Here is a 16,449-nt window from a genome sequence, read left to right on the forward strand (position 1 = left end):
ATGCGTGCGCCACTCTTCGCGCTGCGGAGCTGATCAGCTCTCCTGCCGCGTCCCGTAACAGGCGGCCAGGGCTGTGGCGCGGTGGTGCAGGGAGGTGCGCAGCGACTGGGGGGTCAAGGCTTCCGCGTCCGTGCCGAGTTGCCACAGGGCCCACTCGGCGTGGCGGAGGTCCTGGAAGGTGACCTCCAGGCGGAGCCAGCCGTCCGTGTCGGGTTCCGTGGCGCGGACGGCAACCGCGTGGCTCAGCAGGTCCTCGCGTCGCTCCGGTCTCACCCGTACCTGTACGGCGAGGTGGTCGCTGGAGAGGAACCGCGCGCAGCGCTCGCGCCAGGCCCGGTCCAGGTCGACGCGGTCGGTTCGCTGGGCCGGTTCGGGGAGTTCCTCGGCGGCGCGTACGCGGGACAGCCGGTAGGTGCGGTCCGCGCCGCAGCGGGTGGCCAGCAAATAGCGCCGGTCGCGCACGGTGACCAGGCCGATCGGGTCGACCGTGCGCCACCGAGGTGCCTGGTCCGTGGCCTCGTAGTGGATGCGCAGTTTGTGTCCGGCGAGCACCGCCCGCCGGATTTCGATCATCGTGGTGTCGGGCACCTCGTCGGTGACCGGCCGCCGGGAGAGCAGATCGGTCTCCGGTTCGACGAGGAAGCGCTGGGCCGCGTCGCTCGCGGTGGCCCGATGATCCTCTGGCAGGGCGTCCACCACCTTGCGCATGGCGGAAGCGAGGGCCGAGCCGAGGCCGAACAGCTGCTCGGCGCGCCCTGATCCGGCGGTCAGCAGGGCAAGGGCCTCGTCGTGGTTCAGTCCGGTGAGTTCGGTCCGGAAACCGGGCAGCAGCGCGAACCCGCCGTGCCGGCCGCGCTCGGCGTAGACCGGGACACCGGCCGCCGACAGTGCCTCGATGTCGCGCAGCACGGTGCGAGTGGACACCTCCAGCTCGCGGGCGAGCGTGTCCGCTGTCATCCGGCCGCGCTGACGCAGCAACAGAACCAGCGAGACCAGCCGATCGGCGCGCATACCAGGACCCTATCGAATACGTGACCGAGGGTGTCATGTTTTGTTGGCAGGCTCCTGAGCACGGACTTCACCCGTGGCGGCTGCCGCGCCGGTGGACGTTCGGACGTACTTCCCCTGAGTCGAATGGAGCTGATGTCGCAGTGGAACGAACCGAGGTCAACCCGGTGACGTGGTCGGTGGAGATGGGCTTCAACCAAGGTGAGCTCGTCTCCGGGCACACGCGGACCCTGTACTGCTCGGGGCAGACCGCGATGAGCGGCGACGGCAAGCCCCAGCACGAAGGGGACATGGCCGCGCAGTTGGCGCTGAGCGTCGAGAACCTGGAGGCCGTGCTCGGCGAGGCCGGCATGTCCCTCGCGAACCTCGTCCGGCTCAACGTGTACACCACCGACGTCGACGCGCTGTTCCCGCACTACGGCGTGCTGGCCGCGCGGTTGGGGGCCGCCGGGGTGGCGCCGGCCACCACGATGCTCGGGGTGACACGGCTGGCGATCCCGGGCCAACTGGTCGAACTGGAGGGGACCGCGGTGGCGTGAGGACGGGTGCCGGACGGAGGGGGTCCGCCCGGCACCCACGGTGCTTCACTTCAAGTAGGGTCCGGCGGTGCCGATCTGCCCGGGTCCGTTGAGGACGTAGGCGCGCAGGTTGCCCTTGCCGGGCGCGGCGACGGTGAGGGTGCCGGTGGTGACCTGGCGGACGTCGCCGGTGACCGCGTCCACGTAGCGGCCGTTGGGGATGCCGGTGAAGGTGGCCCCGCCGGTGACGGTGACCAGGGCGAAGCTGTCCGTCGAGCCGCTGGTGAAGCGGCGCTTGAAGGCCATGCCGCCCGAGATGCCCTCGGTGGAGTACTGGCCCATCTGGAGGGCGGGGATCGCCCGGCGGATCTGGTTGAGCCGCTGCACATGCTTGACCAGGGGCTTGTCCAGGGTGGCGGCGACGGCGCCGGTGGCGGACTCCACCTTCGAGAAGTCGGCCGCCTTGATGTCGCCCGCGATGTGGTCGCCGAAGTAGGCGCGTCCGGTGGTGGCGAGGGGGCAACTGGGGCCGCAGTCGATCTTCTTGCCGGCCTGGAACTCGACCTCGGAGCCGTAGTAGAGGGTGGGGATGCCGCGGAAGGTCCACATCAGGGACATGTTCTCGGCCCAGGCTTCCGTGCCACCGGTGTAGCGCTCGCTGGACTTGTTGGGGCCGTAGTCATGGCTGTCGACGTAGACGACGTTGTAGGTGGCGTCGTTGTAACTGTCTTCGGAATCCTTGCCGTTGGAGAAGGCGTTGTGCGCGTCGCCGAAGTTCATGTGCATCCGCATGTCGATGACATGCATGCCGGAGAACTTCGAATGGTCCGGGGTGTGGTAACTGTTGCCCTGGAGGAAAGCGTTGGTGGAGGTGGGCTGGTTGCCGGTGCCCAACTGCTGTTCGTAGTCGTACATTTCCAGCGCGGCCTTGGCGTCGTCGGCGGCGTACTCCTTGCGTTCCTTCCAGGTGTAGAACTGCGCGGAGTGGTTGACCGAGCCCCGGTTCCACTTGTCGTTGACGAACGCGGCGACCTCGCCGAAGACGAAGAAGTTACGGGCGGCCTCGGCACCGAACCGCTGGGTGACGCGCTCCTGGATGGCGGGCAGGAAGCGGCGGTTCCACGTGGTGCGCGGGACGTGGACGGCGGTATCGACGCGGAAGCCGTCGACACCCATGTCGATGTACTTGTCGTAGGCGCCGATGAGGTAGTTCTGCACGGCTGTGTTCTCGGTGTTGAAGTCGGCGAGGTCCTCGTGCAGCCAGCACGAACGGGAGTCCTCACCCTCCCAGTTGCCGATCCAGCACTGGTGGTAGAGCGCCTGGGGGAACATGCCGGACGTAGGGCTGGGCCACTGGCAGTTGTAGAGGGTGTAGCCCTCGGGGCTCTTGCCGCCGGTCGGCCTGCCCCAGTTGAGGCAGGTGTTGCCGGACGGCTCCGCTGTCGACCACAGGTCGCCGTTGTAGTACGACTTGCCGCTCTTTGTCTCGACGGTCAGGCCGTCGTACTCGAAGCCGTCGTTGCGCTCGTCGTAGTACCAGCTCCACTGCGTGTCACGCACGCCGTAGACGGTCGGTGTGAACAGCCCCTTGGCTCCCCAGCGGGAGGAGTGGTTGTGGACGACGTCCTGGTAGATCTTCATGCCCTTGGCGTGGGCGGCGTTGATCAGGTCCTGGTAGGAGGCTCCGGCGGATTCCAGTCGGGGGTCGACCTTGTAGAAGTCGTAGCCGTGGTAGCCGTGGTAGTCGTAGTCGGAGCGATTGAGGACGACCGGGGTGATCCAGACGGCGGAGAAGCCGAGCGCCTTGATGTAGTCCAGTTTCTGGACCAGGCCCTTGAAGTCGCCGCGGAACATGGGGTCGTTGTCGGCCGCGTTGCCGGACTTCACGTGCTGGCTGCCGCCGCGGTTGTTGGAACTGTCGCCGTCGTTGAAGCGGGCCGTGAGGACGAAGTAGATGGGGTCCTTGCGCGGGTCGGTGCCGAGCGGTGCGCCGGGCGCCGGGGCCGCGGGTTTCTCGCCGGTGGTGACCCGTGCGGAAGCGGAGGCGGCGGAGACGTTGCCGGCCGCGTCCACGGCCTTGACGGTGTAGGTGTACGCGGTCCTCTCCTGCAGTCCTGTGTCGGTGAGGACGGTCGAGCCGACGTCCGTGACGGTGGTGCCCGTGCTCCCGCCCGTCCGGGTGACCTGGTACTTGGCCACACCTTTGTTGTCGGTCGAGGGTTCCCAGGTCAGTACGACGGACACGCCGTCCGCGCTCGCGCTCACGCCGGTGGGGGCGGTGGGCGCCTCGGTGTCGGGCGTCTGCGTGGCGCACGGGTCGGCGGCGTCCTTGACGACGGTGCGGTTCTTCACCGTGCTGGTGCCGGCGGGGAGGGTGTAGTCGGCGCCGTTGTTGTTGTCCCAGGTGCCGTTGCCGTTGTTGAACGCGGCCTTCAAGGAGGTGGCGGAGCCTAGGACGACGGTCTGTTTCCACCATCCGGCGCAGGCGGCCCGCATGCCGGTGCCCGGGACGGTGGTCCAGGTTCCGCCCGCGGGCTGGTAGTGGATGTTCGCCGTCGACCAGCCCAGGGCTTCGGTCGAGTAGTACACGGTGGCGGTCCGGTCGGACGGGGGTTCCGTGCCGCCGCAGGGGTCGGAGTGGGCGACGACCCCGTCCTTGACGGTGATGTCGCCGGTGCCCAGCGCGTAGTTCGCGCCGCCGTTGTTGTCCCAGGTGCCGCTGCCGTTGGTGAAGGTGGCCTGCAGACCGGCCGCTGAGCCCAGGCCCACCGTCTTCTTGACCCAGTCCGTGCAGGCGGCCTCCATGGCCACGCCCGGGACCGTCGTCCAGGCGCCGCCGTCCGGGGCGTAGTGCAGGCGGTACTGGGACCAGTTCCTGGTCTTCGTGTAGTAGAAGACCGTCGTCGTGTTCACCGCTTCCCTGGTCGCCGCTTCCGCGACCGGAATCATGGACGGGCCGGCGGCGGCCCGGGGCACGGCCTGCACCAAACTCAGCAGCGTGCCCGATACCAACAACGCCGTCAGCGGCCGTCTCAGCCGCCGGGCGGGACTGCGTTTCATGAGACTCCCTCGAAGGCGGACCGCGCCAGGGCGGGCAGGGCTGGGGCAGGCATGGGGGTGCCGAAGGCGCCGCCGCAAGAAGTGTCGGAAAGTTGCTGCAAATGATTTCGAGGCTGGAAGTTACCGCCGCATGAAGGCGCCGTAAAGAGAGTCAACGGCTCTTTCATGGCGGGCCAGTTGGTAGTCCGGATGCCGCCTTGCCGGTGTCGGCATGCGGACGCCGCGGTAGTCAGACTCCCGGCTTGGCGGCGCCGCAGGCTCGGCGGGCGCCATGGGGCGCTCATTCACGCGCCCAACGAGAGCGTCGTCCTAGGGAGATCGAGCACATGGCGCACGTGGAAGCGCTGTTTCTCCGGGAGTTCGCCGCCTCGGTCCGCCGCTGACGGATCGGCTGGCCCGTCCACCGCACGGGACGCGCGGCCTCCAATTCGATTGCCGCGCGGCAGGCCGGTCGGATAGGAAGCTCGCATGCTGCGGGGTAACAAGGTCGGGCTCAGGGCCCGCCACGAGGAAGACATCCCGGTCCTGCGGACCGAGCTCCACGACGACGTGGCCGGCGCGTCACGGGCCGAGGCCGGGCCGTGGCGGCCGCTCTCGCCCGGCTCCAAGGACCCGCTGCTCGCAGGGGACGACACGGAGCAGGGGCGCGTCCCGTTCTCCGTGGTGGAGTTGGACGGCGGCACGCTGGCCGGCCTCGCGACGCTCTGGGGCCTCGACACCCACAACCGGTCGGCGCACATAGGGCTGGGGCTGCTGCCCACCTGCCGCGGCAAGGGCTACGGCACCGATGTGGTCGCGGTGCTGTGCCACTACGGCTTCGTCGTGCGCGGCCTGCACCGGCTGCAGATCGACACGCTGTCGGACAACACCCCGATGCTGCGCGCCGCCGAACGCAACGGCTTCGTCCGCGAGGGCGTGTTGCGCTCATCGGCCTGGGTGATGGGGGAGTTCCTGGACGAGGTGCTGCTCGGTCTGCTCGCCGAGGACTGGAAGCCGGGCTCGGCAGGCTGACGGCACCGGCGCCCGGAGGTGCCTGTATCGCGGGCGTATGGAAAATCGGATACGCCACCACAACGGCCCTCACCCTGCAATGGAGGGCATGGACTCCAACACATCCGTGTCAGCGCCCGCCCGACGCACACGCGGGATCGTGAGCGCCGCCCTCGCGGTGCTCGCCCTGGCGGGCGTCCTGTTCTTCCTGCGGCGGCCGCTCATGATGGCCGCGCCGACCTGCATGGCCGGGCGGTGGCACGGCTGCTTCGACACCTTCAACGGCGTGGTGCTCATGACGCTGGTCACCGTGCCGGTGGCCTTGCTGGCGGCGTGGGTGCTGGCGCGGTGTCGGCGTGCCGCCGGTGCTGGGTCGGCGTGGCGGAGGTCGGTGGCCGAGGTGGGCATGGTCCACGGGACGGCGCCGTTCCTGTGGCTGACCATGATGCCGGGCGGTGAGGCCGGAACCGCGCCCGCCCGGGTGAGCCTGGTGCCCCTGCGGGACCTGGTCACGATGGGGCCGCTCGGAATCGTCGGCAACCTGCTGGTTTTCGCGGCACTGGGGTTCTTCGCGCCGATGCGGTTCGCGGCGCTGGCGTCCGTACCGAGGGTCCTGGCACTGGGGGCGGGCTGCTCGGTCCTGGTGGAAACCGCACAGTACGTCCTGAGCCTTGACCGGGTGTCCTCCGTGGACGACGTCCTCGTCAACGCCGCCGGTGCCGTACTGGCCGGGCTGGCGTCGCGCCGCTGGTGGCGTACGGGGACGCAAGCGGCGCCGGACGAGCATCGCGCGGGGCTGGTTGGGGTGGGCTGAGTCGTGCGCGGCTGGCCGGGGTGACCTGGGCCGTGCCCTGTGCTGGCCGGGGAAGTTGAGCCGTGCCCGACGCCGGCCGGGGCGGCTTGGGCCGTGCCCTGTGCTGGCAGCGGTGAGCTGAGTGTCACCCTGGGCTGGCAGCGGTGGGCTGAGCCGTGCCCGACGCTGGCAGGGAAAGCTGAGCCGCGCCCTGCGCTGGCAGCGGCGAGCTGAGCGTCACCCCGGGCTGGCAGCGGCGAGTCGCCCCCGCCCCACGCCAGCAGCGGCAAGCCGAGCCGCGCCCGGGGCGGCCGACGCGGTCGGCGCGGACGACGGCGCGCCGGACGAGACCGGGCCCCCCGCGGCAGCGCCCCGCGGCAGCGCTCCCCGACGCCCCCCGCTCCCGCATACGCCCCCGATATGCCCCGCTGCCTAAGCTGCCGACATGCGCGTACTGATCGTGGAGGACGAGCCGTACCTCGCCGAAGCCGTCCGGGACGGTCTGCGGCTGGAGGCGATCGCCGCCGACATCGCCGGCGACGGTGACTCCGCCCTGGAACTGCTCAGCGTCAACTCCTACGACCTCGCGGTCCTCGACCGTGACATCCCCGGCCCCTCCGGCGACGAGGTCGCCCGGCGCATCGTCGCCTCCGGCAGCGGCATCCCGATCCTCATGCTCACCGCCGCCGACCGCATCGACGACAAGGCCTCCGGGTTCGAGCTCGGCGCCGACGACTACCTCACCAAGCCGTTCGAGCTGAGGGAGCTCGTCCTGCGGCTGAGGGCGCTCGACCGCAGGCGGGCGTACGCCCGGCCCCCGGTCCGCGAGATCGCGGGCCTGCGTCTGGACCCCTTCCGCCGGGAGGTCTTCCGCGACGGGCGCTACGTGGCGCTCACCCGCAAGCAGTTCGCCGTGCTGGAGGTCCTCGTCGCCGCCGAAGGAGGCGTCGTCAGCTCCGAGGAACTGCTGGAGCGGGCCTGGGACGAGAACGCCGACCCCCTCACCAACGCCGTCCGCATTACCGTCTCCGCACTGCGCAAACGGCTCGGCGAGCCGTGGATCATCGCCACGGTGCCGGGGGTCGGCTACCGCATCGACACCGACCGCCCCGGCCGTACGGATGACATCGTCGCCGACCGCCCCGGCCGTACGGATGCCATCGACACCAACCGCCCCCGCCGTACGGATGCCTAGGAGCCCAGGGCTCAGCCCTAGAAGCCCAGGGCTCAGCGTCCGGCTGAAACTCACCCTCAGCTACGCGGGCTTCCTCGCCGTCGCCGGTGCTCTGCTGCTGGCCGTGGTGTGGTGGTTCCTGCTGCGCTACGTCCCCGACAACTCCCAGGGCCTGCTCGGGGTCTCGCCCAACCGCTACCTCCTGGTGCGCACCTTCGCCCCCGCCGCCGCCTGGGCGATGGCCTTCCTGCTCGCGTTCGGCCTCGTCGGGGGCTGGCTCCTCGCCGGGCGCATGCTCGCGCCGCTGACCCACATCACGGCCGCGACCCGGCTGGCCGGAAACGGATCACTGTCCCACCGCATCCGCATGACGGGCCGCCAGGACGAGTTCCGTGAACTCGCCGACGCCTTCGACACCATGCTCGAACAGCTCGAGTCGCACGTCGCCGAGCAGCGGAGATTCGCCGCGAACGCCTCGCACGAACTGCGCACCCCGCTGGCCATCTCCCAGACCCTGCTCGACGTCGCCCGCAGGGACCCGGCCCGGGACCGGGGCGAGCTCATCGAACGCCTCCAGGCCGTCAACGCCCGCGCGATCGACCTCACCGAGGCCCTGTTGCTGCTCAGCCGCAGCGACCGCGGGAACATCGTCCGGGAGAGCGTCGACCTCTCCCTGGTGGCCGAAGAGGCCGCCGAGACGCTGCTTCCCCTCGCCGAACAGCGCGGCATCACGCTCGACGTCACCGGCACGGCGGCCCGTACCAGCGGCTCCGCGGAACTCCTGTTGCGGATGGCGACGAACCTCGTCCAGAACGCCGTCGTCCACAACCTCCCCGCCGGCGGCACGGTGACCGTCCACACCGCGGCGCAGGGCGGCGCGAGCGTGCTGCGGGTCGAGAACACGGGCCACCCGATTCCCCCGGAACTGGTGCCGACCCTCACCGAACCCTTCCAGCGCGGAACGGAACGCGTCCGCACCGACGAGCATGCCGGGGTCGGGCTCGGCCTCGCCATCGTGCACAGCATCGTCCGCGCCCACGACGGCACCCTCGACCTGGCCACCCGCCCCACCGGGGGCCTTGTCGTGACGGTCCGGCTGCCCGGCATGCCGTAGGCGCCGGTCCGTTGGCGGGGCCCCGTCGATCCTTTACCTTGTCAGCCTGGCGACACGCCTGTATAACGTGCCTGTATAACGTTGTAAAAGTCGCGTACGGGAACTCGGCGCACGGCCCACGGTGACGACCCCGTACCCGCACCGGCCACACCGGCCGGGACGCTGTGAAGGGATTGCCGTGCGGGTCAGCCTCAAGGACGTTGCCGCGCACGCTGGGGTCTCCATCAAGACCGTCTCCAACGTGGTGAACAACTACCAGCACGTCACACCGGCCATGCGCGAGCGCGTCCAGCGGTCCATCGACGCGCTCGGCTACCGGCCCAACCTCGCCGCCCGGCACCTGCGCAAAGGACGCACGGGCATCATCGCGCTCGCCCTGCCCGAACTCGGCAACCCCTACTTCGCCGAACTCGCCGCCGCCGTCATCGACGCCGCCGCCGCTCACGACTACATCGTCCTGCTCGACCACACCGGCGGCCTGCGCGAACAGGAAGTCCTGGTCAGCCAGGGATTCCGGGCGAGGGTGATCGACGGGCTCATCCTCAGCCCCATCGAGCTGGAGGCCGAGGACCTGCGCGACCAGTCCGAGCACGTCCCGCTGGTGCTGCTCGGCGAACGGGACTACGACCTGCCGTACGACCACATCGCCATCGACAACGTGGCCGCCGCCCGCGCCGCGGTGCGCCACCTGCTCGACCTGGGGCGGCGGGAGGTGGCGTTCATCGGTGCGCGGCGCGGTCGCAGCGAACCGGCCCAACTGCGCGTGCGCGGCTGGCGCGAGGAACTCACCGCCGCCGGACTGCCTGCCGACGACGCGCTGGTGGCCGCCACCGACGGCTGGGGCCATGCGGACGGGGCGGCGGCCATGGCACGCCTGCTGGACTCCGGGCGGTGCCCGGACGCGGTCTTCGCCTACAACGACCCGATGGCCATCGGCGCGATGCGGGTCCTGCACGAACGGGGGCTGCGGGTGCCCGAGGACATCGCGCTCGTCGGCTTCGACGACGTGGTCGAGGGGCGGTTCGGCGCGGTGACGCTCACCTCGGTGTCACCGGACAAGGAGGCCATCGGCCGGCTGGCGGTGGAGTCGGTGCTGGCCCGGCTCGGCGACGGGGCACCGCCCGAGCCGCGCCGGGTGTGGGCGGACTACCGCCTGGTGCAGCGGGAGAGCACGCTGGGGCGCTCCCAGGGGTGAGCCCCGGGCCCGCTCCCCGCTGACCTTCCGTCCCGACGCCCGGTGTGAAGGCGTGTGCACAGGGGGTTTACAGCGTCCTTCCAACGATGTAAAAACCTCTGTGCGGCGGGCCGAACAACCTTTCCCGCCGGGGGAGAAGCACCACTGTGCTCGATATCCGCTCGGTCTTCGTCCGTTCACCACCTCCCCCATTCCCTTCCAGCGTCGCCCGGATCGGGGTCACCATGCAGCGCACCACTCACCGCCGTCGCCTCCTCGCCCGTCCCGTGGTCGTCTCCCTCGCCGCCGCGGTCGCCCTGACCGCCACTTCCTGCGCGAAGTCGGAGGACGACGCGGCCGGTGCCGACACCTCCTCCGCGTCCAACGCGGACGCCGAACAGAAGGCCGCCTCGCCCGCGCCGGGCGGCAAGACCTGCACCATCGACGCCTACGGCGCCGAGAAGCTCGACCTCAAGGACGCCACCGTCGGCTTCTCCCAGTCCGAGAAGGAAGCCAACCCGTTCCGTATCGCCGAGACGCAGTCCATCAAGGACGAGGCGAGGAAGCGGGGCGTGAAACTGCTGACGGCCAACGCCCAGTCACAGTTCTCCAAGCAGATCAGCGACGTACAGGATCTGCTGGCCAAGGGCGCCGACCTGCTGGTCATCGCCCCGCTCAACTCCGACGGCTGGGACCCGGTCCTCCAGGCCGCCGCCGCCAAGAAGGTCCCCATCGTCACCATCGACCGCAAGATCAACGCCACGGCCTGCAAGGACTACGTCTCCTTCATCGCCTCCGACTTCGTCGAGCAGGGCCGGCGCGCCGCCGACCAGATGATCGAGGCGACCGGCGGCAAGGGCGAGGTGGCGATCCTGCTCGGCTCGGCGGGCAACAACGTCACCACCGAGCGCACCAAGGGCTTCAAGGACCGCATCGCGGAGAAGGCACCCGAGCTGAAGGTCGTCTTCGAGCAGACCGGCGACTTCGCCCGAGAGAAGGGCCAGCAGGTCACCGAGCAGCTCATCCAGTCCAAGCCCGGCATCAAGGGCATCTACGCCGAGAACGACGAGATGGGCCTCGGCGCGGTCGCCGCGCTGAAGGGCGCGGGCAAGAAGGCCGGCGAGGTCAAGATCGTCACGGTGGACGGTACCCGCAACGCCGTCCAGGGCGTCGTGGACGGCTGGATCAGCGGGGTCATCGAGTCCAACCCGCGCTTCGGTCCGCTGGCCTTCCAGACGCTGGAGACCTTCACGCAGGGTGAGGAAGTCGCCCAGGACATCGTTATCGAGGACGGTGCCTACGACGAGGCCAACGCGCAGAGCGACATCGGCAAGGCGTACTGACGTGCCCCGGGGGCCCGTCGAGCCGGGCCCCCTTCCGCCCCCGCAATCCCTTCCCCGCATCCTGGAGGCACAGGTGGCACCCCCCGCCGAAGTCCTTGCCGTCCGCGGACTGAGCAAGACCTTCCCCGGCGTCCGGGCCCTGGACGACGTGGACCTCACCCTGCGCGCCGGCGAGGTGCACGCCCTGATCGGCGAGAACGGCGCCGGCAAGTCGACCCTGATCAAACTCCTGACCGGTGTGTACCGGCCCGACGCGGGCGAGATCGTCTTCCTGGGCCGCACGGTCTCCTTCGCCACCCCGCTGGAGGCGCAGAAGGCGGGCATCTCCACCATCTACCAGGAGGTCAACCTCATCCCGCTGCTCAGCGTCGCCCGCAACCTCTTCCTGGGCCGCGAGCCGCGCAACCGCCTCGGCGTGCTGGACCTGCCCCGGATGAACCGCGAGGCCGAGGAGACCCTGCGCGGCTACGGCGTGCGGGTGGACGTCCGCCGCCCCTTGCGCACCCTCGGCGTCGGCGCCCAGCAGATGGTCGCCCTGGCGCGGGCCGTCGCCACCGAGGCGCGGATCGTCATCATGGACGAACCGACCTCCTCCCTGGAACCGCGCGAGGTGGAGACCCTCTTCACGGTGATACGGCGCCTGCGCGACGCGGGCATCGCGGTCGTCTACGTCAGCCACCGCCTGGACGAGCTGTACGAGGTGTGCGGCACCGTCACCGTGCTGCGCGACGGCCGCCGCGTCCACCACGGCGAACTGGCCCGGCTCGACCGCCTCCAACTGGTGTCGACCATGCTCGGCCGGGACCTGGGCGAGGTCCGCACGGAGGGCCTGACCAAGTTCACCGGCGAGCACGGCGCGGCCGACGCCGAACCGGTGCTGCGGGCACAGGAGTTGACGGTCCCGCACAAGCTGCACGGTGTCTCGGTGAGCATCCGCCCCGGCGAGGTCGTCGGCCTGAGTGGTCTGCTCGGCTCCGGCCGCACCGAGACGGCGAAGACCATCGCCGGTGCCCTGCAACCGCGTTCGGGCACGGTCACGGTGGCCGGGGTGCCGCTGCGCGCGGGCTCCACGCCGGCCGCCATCCGGGCCGGCGTCAGCCTGCTGCCCGAGGACCGCAAGAGCGAGGGCATCGTGCCGGGCCTGTCGGTACGGGAGAACATCGCCCTCGCCGTGCTGCCGCGCATGTCCCGCTTCGGCCTGGTCTCCGAGGCGCGCGTCGACGCGGTCGTGGACACCTTCATCGAGCGGCTGCGCATCAAGGCGTCCTCACCCCATCAGAAGGCGGGCGAACTCTCCGGCGGAAACCAGCAGAAGGTGCTGCTGGCCCGCTGGCTCGCCATGAACCCCAAGGTGCTCCTGCTCGACGAACCCACCCGGGGCATCGACGTCGGCGCCAAGGCCGAGGTGCAGAAACTCGTCGACGAACTGGCCGCCGACGGCCTGGGCGTCCTGCTCATCTCCTCCGACCTGGAGGAACTGATCGAAGGGTCCGACCGCGTGGTCGTGCTGAAGGACGGTGCCGTCGTCGGCGAGTTGAGCGGCGACGACGTCACCGAGGAGAAGCTGATGCGGACGATCGCCGGGCACGGCCCCGCCGGGGACGCCGGCGAGGAGGCGGCCGCCGATGGCTGAAGTCACCCTGCGCACCGTCCCGTTGGACAAGGACCGCCTGCTGCACTGGCTGCAGACTTACGGCGTCTACGCCGGTGTGACGGTGCTGCTCGTCGTCAACGTCCTCATCACCCCGCACTTCCTGTCCGCGGAGAACTTCCGCACCCAGGCCGTCCAGGTCGCCCCGGTCATCATCGTCGCGCTCGGCATGGCCCTGGTCATCGGCACCGAGGGCGTCGACCTGTCCGTCGGCGCCGTGATGGCGCTGGCGGCCTCCGTCACCGCCCTCTACCTCGGCTACGGCCTCCTGCCGACCCTGCTCATGGTCGCCCTGTTCGCGGCCGGTGTCGGACTGGCCAACGGAGCGCTGGTGGCGTTCATCGGCGTCCAGCCCATCGTCGCCACCCTGGCGTTGATGGTCGGCGGCCGGGGCCTGGCACTGGTGCTCCTCCCGCAGCTGGAGGACTTGCGCAACCCCGCCCTGGCCTCCCTGGGCTCCGGTGACGTCCTGGGCGTGCCGTACCTGTTCCTGATCGCCTCGGCCCTGGCGCTGCTCGTCGCGTTCGTGGTGCGCCGCACCACCTTCGGACGCCGGCTGCTGGCCATCGGCGACAGCCGCCCCGCGGCGCAGCTCGCCGGACTGCCGGTGCGCCGCGTACTGATCATCGTGTACGTCGTGTGCGCGCTGCTCGCGGCGGTCGCGGGCGTGCTGGCCACCGCGCGCCTTCAGGCCAGCGACCCGACCTCGCTGGGCAATCTGATGGAACTGTCCGCGATCACGGCGGTGGTGGTCGGCGGTACCCCGCTGACCGGCGGCCGCGTGAACATCGCGGGAACCGTGGCCGGAGCCGTCCTCATCCAGCTCCTGACGGCCACGCTCATCAAGCACGACCTGCCGCCGTCCTGGACGCAGATCGCGCAGGCCATGGTGATCGTCGCCGCGGTCTACGCGGCGCGGGGACGGGGGAAGCGATGACCGCCACCGGGACGGACACGCCCGTGACCACCGCGAGCATCGAACACAAGGAGCGCGCCGAGCCGGTCGGCTCCGCCCGGGCCGAACGGCTCAGCGCGCTGGTCCAGCAGCACGGCGCGCTGGCCGTGCTGGCGCTCGTCTCCCTGGTGGCGTCGTTCTCCTTCGACTCCTTCGCCACCGGCGACAACCTCTCCAACATGGCGACCAGTTCGGCCTTCCTGGCGATCGTCGCCCTGGGCATGACCTTCGTCATCATCACCGGCGGGATCGACCTGTCCGTCGGTTCCCTCTTCGCCCTCGGCGGCGTCCTGGCCGCCTGGGGATCACGCCACGGCACCCTGGTGGCGCTGCTGCTGCCGCTCGCGGTCTGCGGGCTGATCGGCGTGGTCAACGGCCTGCTGGTGGCCCGGTCCCGGCTCGCCCCCTTCATCGTCACCCTCGCCGCCATGCTGGGCGCGCGCGGGCTGATGCTCGCGATGACCGACGAGGGCGCCGACACCTACCTCATCGGCAAGGGCTCCTTCCTCGCCGAACTGGGCCAGGGCAGCACCCTCGGCCTCGGCAACCCGGTGTGGATCACGCTGGCGCTGTTCGTCGCGGGCGCCGTCGTGCTGCGCCGGGCCCGCTTCGGGCAGCATGTGTACGCCGTCGGCGGCAACGAGGACGCGGCGGCCCTGATGGGCGCCCCGGTGGCCCGTACGAAAATCCTGGTCTACGCCCTGTCCGGACTGCTCGCCGGCCTGGCCGGCGCCCTCAACGCGGCCTGGCTGGCGTCCGGCGTCACCATCGTCGGCAACGGCATGGAGCTGGAGGCCATCGCCGCCGTCGTCATCGGCGGCACCCTGCTCACCGGCGGCCTCGGCTACGTCAGCGGGTCCCTGGTCGGCGTCCTGCTCCTCAAAGTGATCCAGAACGTCATCAACCAGATCGGTTCGCTCGACTCCTCCTACCAGCAAGTCGTCAGCGGCGCCTTCCTGGCCGTGGTCGTCATCGCCCAGACCTGGCTGGGCCGCAGACGCCGACTGATGTGACGAGCCCCGGACGCGGCAGCCGTGCCTCCCCCGGCCCCCCGGCCGCCGCGTCCGGTTCCCACCGGCCGGCCGCGCGCAGCACGCGGCGACCGAGCCGTCCCCCCCACTCCTCGGAGGTCCAGCCATGACCGCAAGATCGACCGGGATCCTCGCCAAGTCCTGTGCCGCGCTGCTCGTCGGCGGGCTCCTTGCCATGCTTTCGCCCTCCGCCGCCGTCGCCGCCCCCGTGTACGGCACGTCCGAGGCGGGCAACCCCTTCGTCGACGGCTGGTACGCCGATCCCGACACCGAGATCTACGACGGGCGTTACTGGGTCTACCCCACCACCTCCAAGGCCTACTCCGAGCAGACGTACCTCGACGCGTTCTCCTCCACCGACCTGGTCAACTGGACCAAGCACCCGAACGTGCTGTCGACGGCGAACGTCTCCTGGGCCAAGTACGCCCTGTGGGCCCCGGCGCCGGTGAAGCGGAACGGCAAGTACTACCTGTACTTCGCCGCCAACGACATCCAGAACAACGCCCAGCTCGGCGGCATCGGCGTCGCCGTCGCGGACAAGCCGGAGGGCCCCTACAAGGACGCGATCGGCCGGCCGCTGATCTCGCAGTTCCACAACGGCGCCCAGCCCATCGACCAGGACGTCTTCATCGACGACGACGGTCAGGCGTACATGTACTACGGCGGCTGGCACCACGCCAACGTGGTCAAGCTCAACCCGGACATGACGAGCCTCGGCACCTTCGCCGACGGGACGACCTACAAGGAGATCACCCCGGAGAACTACACCGAGGGCTCCTTCATGTTCAAGCGGAACGGCAGGTACTACCTGATGTGGTCCGAGGGCGGCTGGACCGGCCCGGACTACTCGGTGTCGTACGCCATGTCCGACTCGCCCACCGGTCCGTTCAGGAAGATCGACAAGGTGCTCGCCCAGGACCCGGCCGTCGCCAGGGGTTCCGGCCACCACTCCGTCGTCAACGTGCCCGGCACCGACGTCTGGTACATCGTCTACCACCGCCGCCCGCTCAGCGAGACCGACGGCAACCACCGCCAACTCGCCTACGACCGGCTCCACTTCAACGCCGACGGAACCATCCGCCGGGTCCAGATGCAGGTGAAGGACAACTTCGCCGACGGCAACGCGCTGGGCTGGAAGACCTACGGCGGATCCTGGTCGGCCGGTGACGGGCGCTACCGGGTGAACCAGTCGCTGGGCAGCAAGGCCCTGCTCGACACGAACTTCGCCGACTTCACCCAGGACGCCGATGTCACGGTCACCTCCGGCGGCGGTGACGCCGGCCTGACTTTCCGGGTGACCCGGCCGTCGGTCGGCTGGGACAGCTACTCCGGCTACTACGCCGGCCTCAGCCCCAGCGGCAAGGTGGTCCTGGGCCGGGCGAACGACAGCTGGACCGAGCTGGGCACCGCCCGGATGCCGATCGCGCCCGGCTCGACCCACCGGTTGCGCGTCACGGCCGTCGGTTCCTCGATCAAGGTGTACGTCGACGACATGACGACGCCGAAAATCTCCGTCACCGACGGCACCTACCGCAGCGGTGCGAACGGCGTCCGCGTCTTCGACGCCGCCGCGTCCTTCGACAACGTGGCGGTGAGCCCGGCGCAGTGACCGAGCGCTCCCCGAGAGGTTCGATACCT

13 protein-coding genes are annotated in these 16,449 nt (G+C 70.2%); 11 read left to right on the top strand and 2 right to left on the bottom strand.

All coding sequences use genetic code 11. The features are described 5' to 3' along the window. Positions 1 to 33: 33 nt before the first annotated feature. Positions 34 to 1,011, bottom strand: coding sequence for a helix-turn-helix transcriptional regulator (locus tag ACWD11_RS17045; RefSeq protein ID WP_451283760.1), 978 nt, complete (start codon positions 1,009 to 1,011; stop codon positions 34 to 36). Positions 1,012 to 1,151: 140 nt separating this feature from the next. Between ACWD11_RS17045 and ACWD11_RS17050 the strand changes: the two genes are divergently transcribed. Beyond that, positions 1,152 to 1,547 carry a RidA family protein gene (locus ACWD11_RS17050; protein ID WP_451283762.1) on the top strand — a complete coding sequence of 132 codons (396 nt, stop codon included), beginning with the start codon at positions 1,152 to 1,154 and terminating at the stop codon, positions 1,545 to 1,547. A gap of 45 nt (positions 1,548 to 1,592) precedes the next feature. Here ACWD11_RS17050 and ACWD11_RS17055 read toward each other — a convergent pair whose 3' ends face one another. Beyond that, positions 1,593 to 4,586: a carbohydrate binding domain-containing protein gene (locus ACWD11_RS17055; protein ID WP_451283764.1), complete on the bottom strand. Its 2,994-nt coding sequence runs from the start codon at positions 4,584 to 4,586 to the stop codon at positions 1,593 to 1,595. Positions 4,587 to 5,054: 468 nt separating this feature from the next. On the opposite strand from ACWD11_RS17055, the gene ACWD11_RS17060 reads away from it, so the two are divergent. From ACWD11_RS17060 to ACWD11_RS17105, 10 genes are all read left to right on the top strand, one after another. Beyond that, a complete protein-coding gene (locus ACWD11_RS17060; protein WP_389417272.1) occupies positions 5,055 to 5,597 on the top strand; it encodes a GNAT family N-acetyltransferase in 543 nt (180 codons plus the stop codon). A gap of 88 nt (positions 5,598 to 5,685) precedes the next feature. Next, entirely contained in the window at positions 5,686 to 6,390 is a 705-nt protein-coding gene (locus tag ACWD11_RS17065) for a VanZ family protein (protein WP_451283766.1), read from the top strand. 424 nt (positions 6,391 to 6,814) lie between these two features. Next, positions 6,815 to 7,564 carry a response regulator transcription factor gene (locus ACWD11_RS17070; RefSeq protein WP_451283768.1) on the top strand — a complete coding sequence of 250 codons (750 nt, stop codon included), beginning with the start codon at positions 6,815 to 6,817 and terminating at the stop codon, positions 7,562 to 7,564. Beyond that, a complete protein-coding gene (locus ACWD11_RS17075; RefSeq protein WP_451283770.1) occupies positions 7,557 to 8,657 on the top strand; it encodes a sensor histidine kinase in 1,101 nt (366 codons plus the stop codon). Before ACWD11_RS17070 ends, ACWD11_RS17075 begins: the two co-directional genes overlap by 8 nt. 178 nt (positions 8,658 to 8,835) lie before the next feature. Next, the gene (locus tag ACWD11_RS17080; protein WP_389417275.1) at positions 8,836 to 9,852 is read left to right on the top strand and encodes a LacI family DNA-binding transcriptional regulator; all 1,017 of its coding nucleotides are present in this window, start codon (positions 8,836 to 8,838) and stop codon (positions 9,850 to 9,852) included. Between the two features lie 224 nt (positions 9,853 to 10,076). Next, on the top strand, positions 10,077 to 11,174 hold the full coding sequence (locus ACWD11_RS17085; protein ID WP_451283772.1) for an ABC transporter substrate-binding protein: 1,098 nt from the start codon (positions 10,077 to 10,079) through the stop codon (positions 11,172 to 11,174). Positions 11,175 to 11,247: 73 nt separating this feature from the next. After that, the gene (locus ACWD11_RS17090) at positions 11,248 to 12,807 is read left to right on the top strand and encodes a sugar ABC transporter ATP-binding protein (protein ID WP_451283774.1); all 1,560 of its coding nucleotides are present in this window, start codon (positions 11,248 to 11,250) and stop codon (positions 12,805 to 12,807) included. Beyond that, positions 12,800 to 13,762 (top strand): ABC transporter permease, encoded by a 963-nt coding sequence (locus ACWD11_RS17095; RefSeq protein WP_389417278.1) that lies wholly within the window; start codon positions 12,800 to 12,802, stop codon positions 13,760 to 13,762. Before ACWD11_RS17090 ends, ACWD11_RS17095 begins: the two co-directional genes overlap by 8 nt. Further along, on the top strand, positions 13,759 to 14,793 hold the full coding sequence (locus tag ACWD11_RS17100) for an ABC transporter permease (RefSeq protein ID WP_451283777.1): 1,035 nt from the start codon (positions 13,759 to 13,761) through the stop codon (positions 14,791 to 14,793). The genes ACWD11_RS17095 and ACWD11_RS17100 overlap by 4 nt, the downstream gene beginning before the upstream one ends. A gap of 124 nt (positions 14,794 to 14,917) precedes the next feature. Further along, on the top strand, positions 14,918 to 16,420 hold the full coding sequence (locus ACWD11_RS17105) for a glycoside hydrolase family 43 protein (RefSeq protein ID WP_451283778.1): 1,503 nt from the start codon (positions 14,918 to 14,920) through the stop codon (positions 16,418 to 16,420). Positions 16,421 to 16,449: the final 29 nt, after the last annotated feature.

The sequence above is a fragment of the Streptomyces sp. NPDC002776 genome, assembly GCF_053592195.1.

Excerpts from the sequence above, each read along its gene's own strand:
- ACWD11_RS17045 (WP_451283760.1), bottom strand. The coding sequence starts at position 1,011 with ATGCGCGCCGATCGGCTGGTCTCGCTGGTTCTGTTGCTGCGTCAGCGC.
- ACWD11_RS17055 (WP_451283764.1), bottom strand. The coding sequence starts at position 4,586 with ATGAAACGCAGTCCCGCCCGGCGGCTGAGACGGCCGCTGACGGCGTTG.
- ACWD11_RS17060 (WP_389417272.1), top strand. The coding sequence starts at position 5,055 with ATGCTGCGGGGTAACAAGGTCGGGCTCAGGGCCCGCCACGAGGAAGAC.
- ACWD11_RS17065 (WP_451283766.1), top strand. The coding sequence starts at position 5,686 with ATGGACTCCAACACATCCGTGTCAGCGCCCGCCCGACGCACACGCGGG.
- ACWD11_RS17070 (WP_451283768.1), top strand. The coding sequence starts at position 6,815 with ATGCGCGTACTGATCGTGGAGGACGAGCCGTACCTCGCCGAAGCCGTC.
- ACWD11_RS17075 (WP_451283770.1), top strand. The coding sequence starts at position 7,557 with ATGCCTAGGAGCCCAGGGCTCAGCCCTAGAAGCCCAGGGCTCAGCGTC.
- ACWD11_RS17085 (WP_451283772.1), top strand. The coding sequence starts at position 10,077 with ATGCAGCGCACCACTCACCGCCGTCGCCTCCTCGCCCGTCCCGTGGTC.
- ACWD11_RS17095 (WP_389417278.1), top strand. The coding sequence starts at position 12,800 with ATGGCTGAAGTCACCCTGCGCACCGTCCCGTTGGACAAGGACCGCCTG.
- ACWD11_RS17100 (WP_451283777.1), top strand. The coding sequence starts at position 13,759 with ATGACCGCCACCGGGACGGACACGCCCGTGACCACCGCGAGCATCGAA.
- ACWD11_RS17105 (WP_451283778.1), top strand. The coding sequence starts at position 14,918 with ATGACCGCAAGATCGACCGGGATCCTCGCCAAGTCCTGTGCCGCGCTG.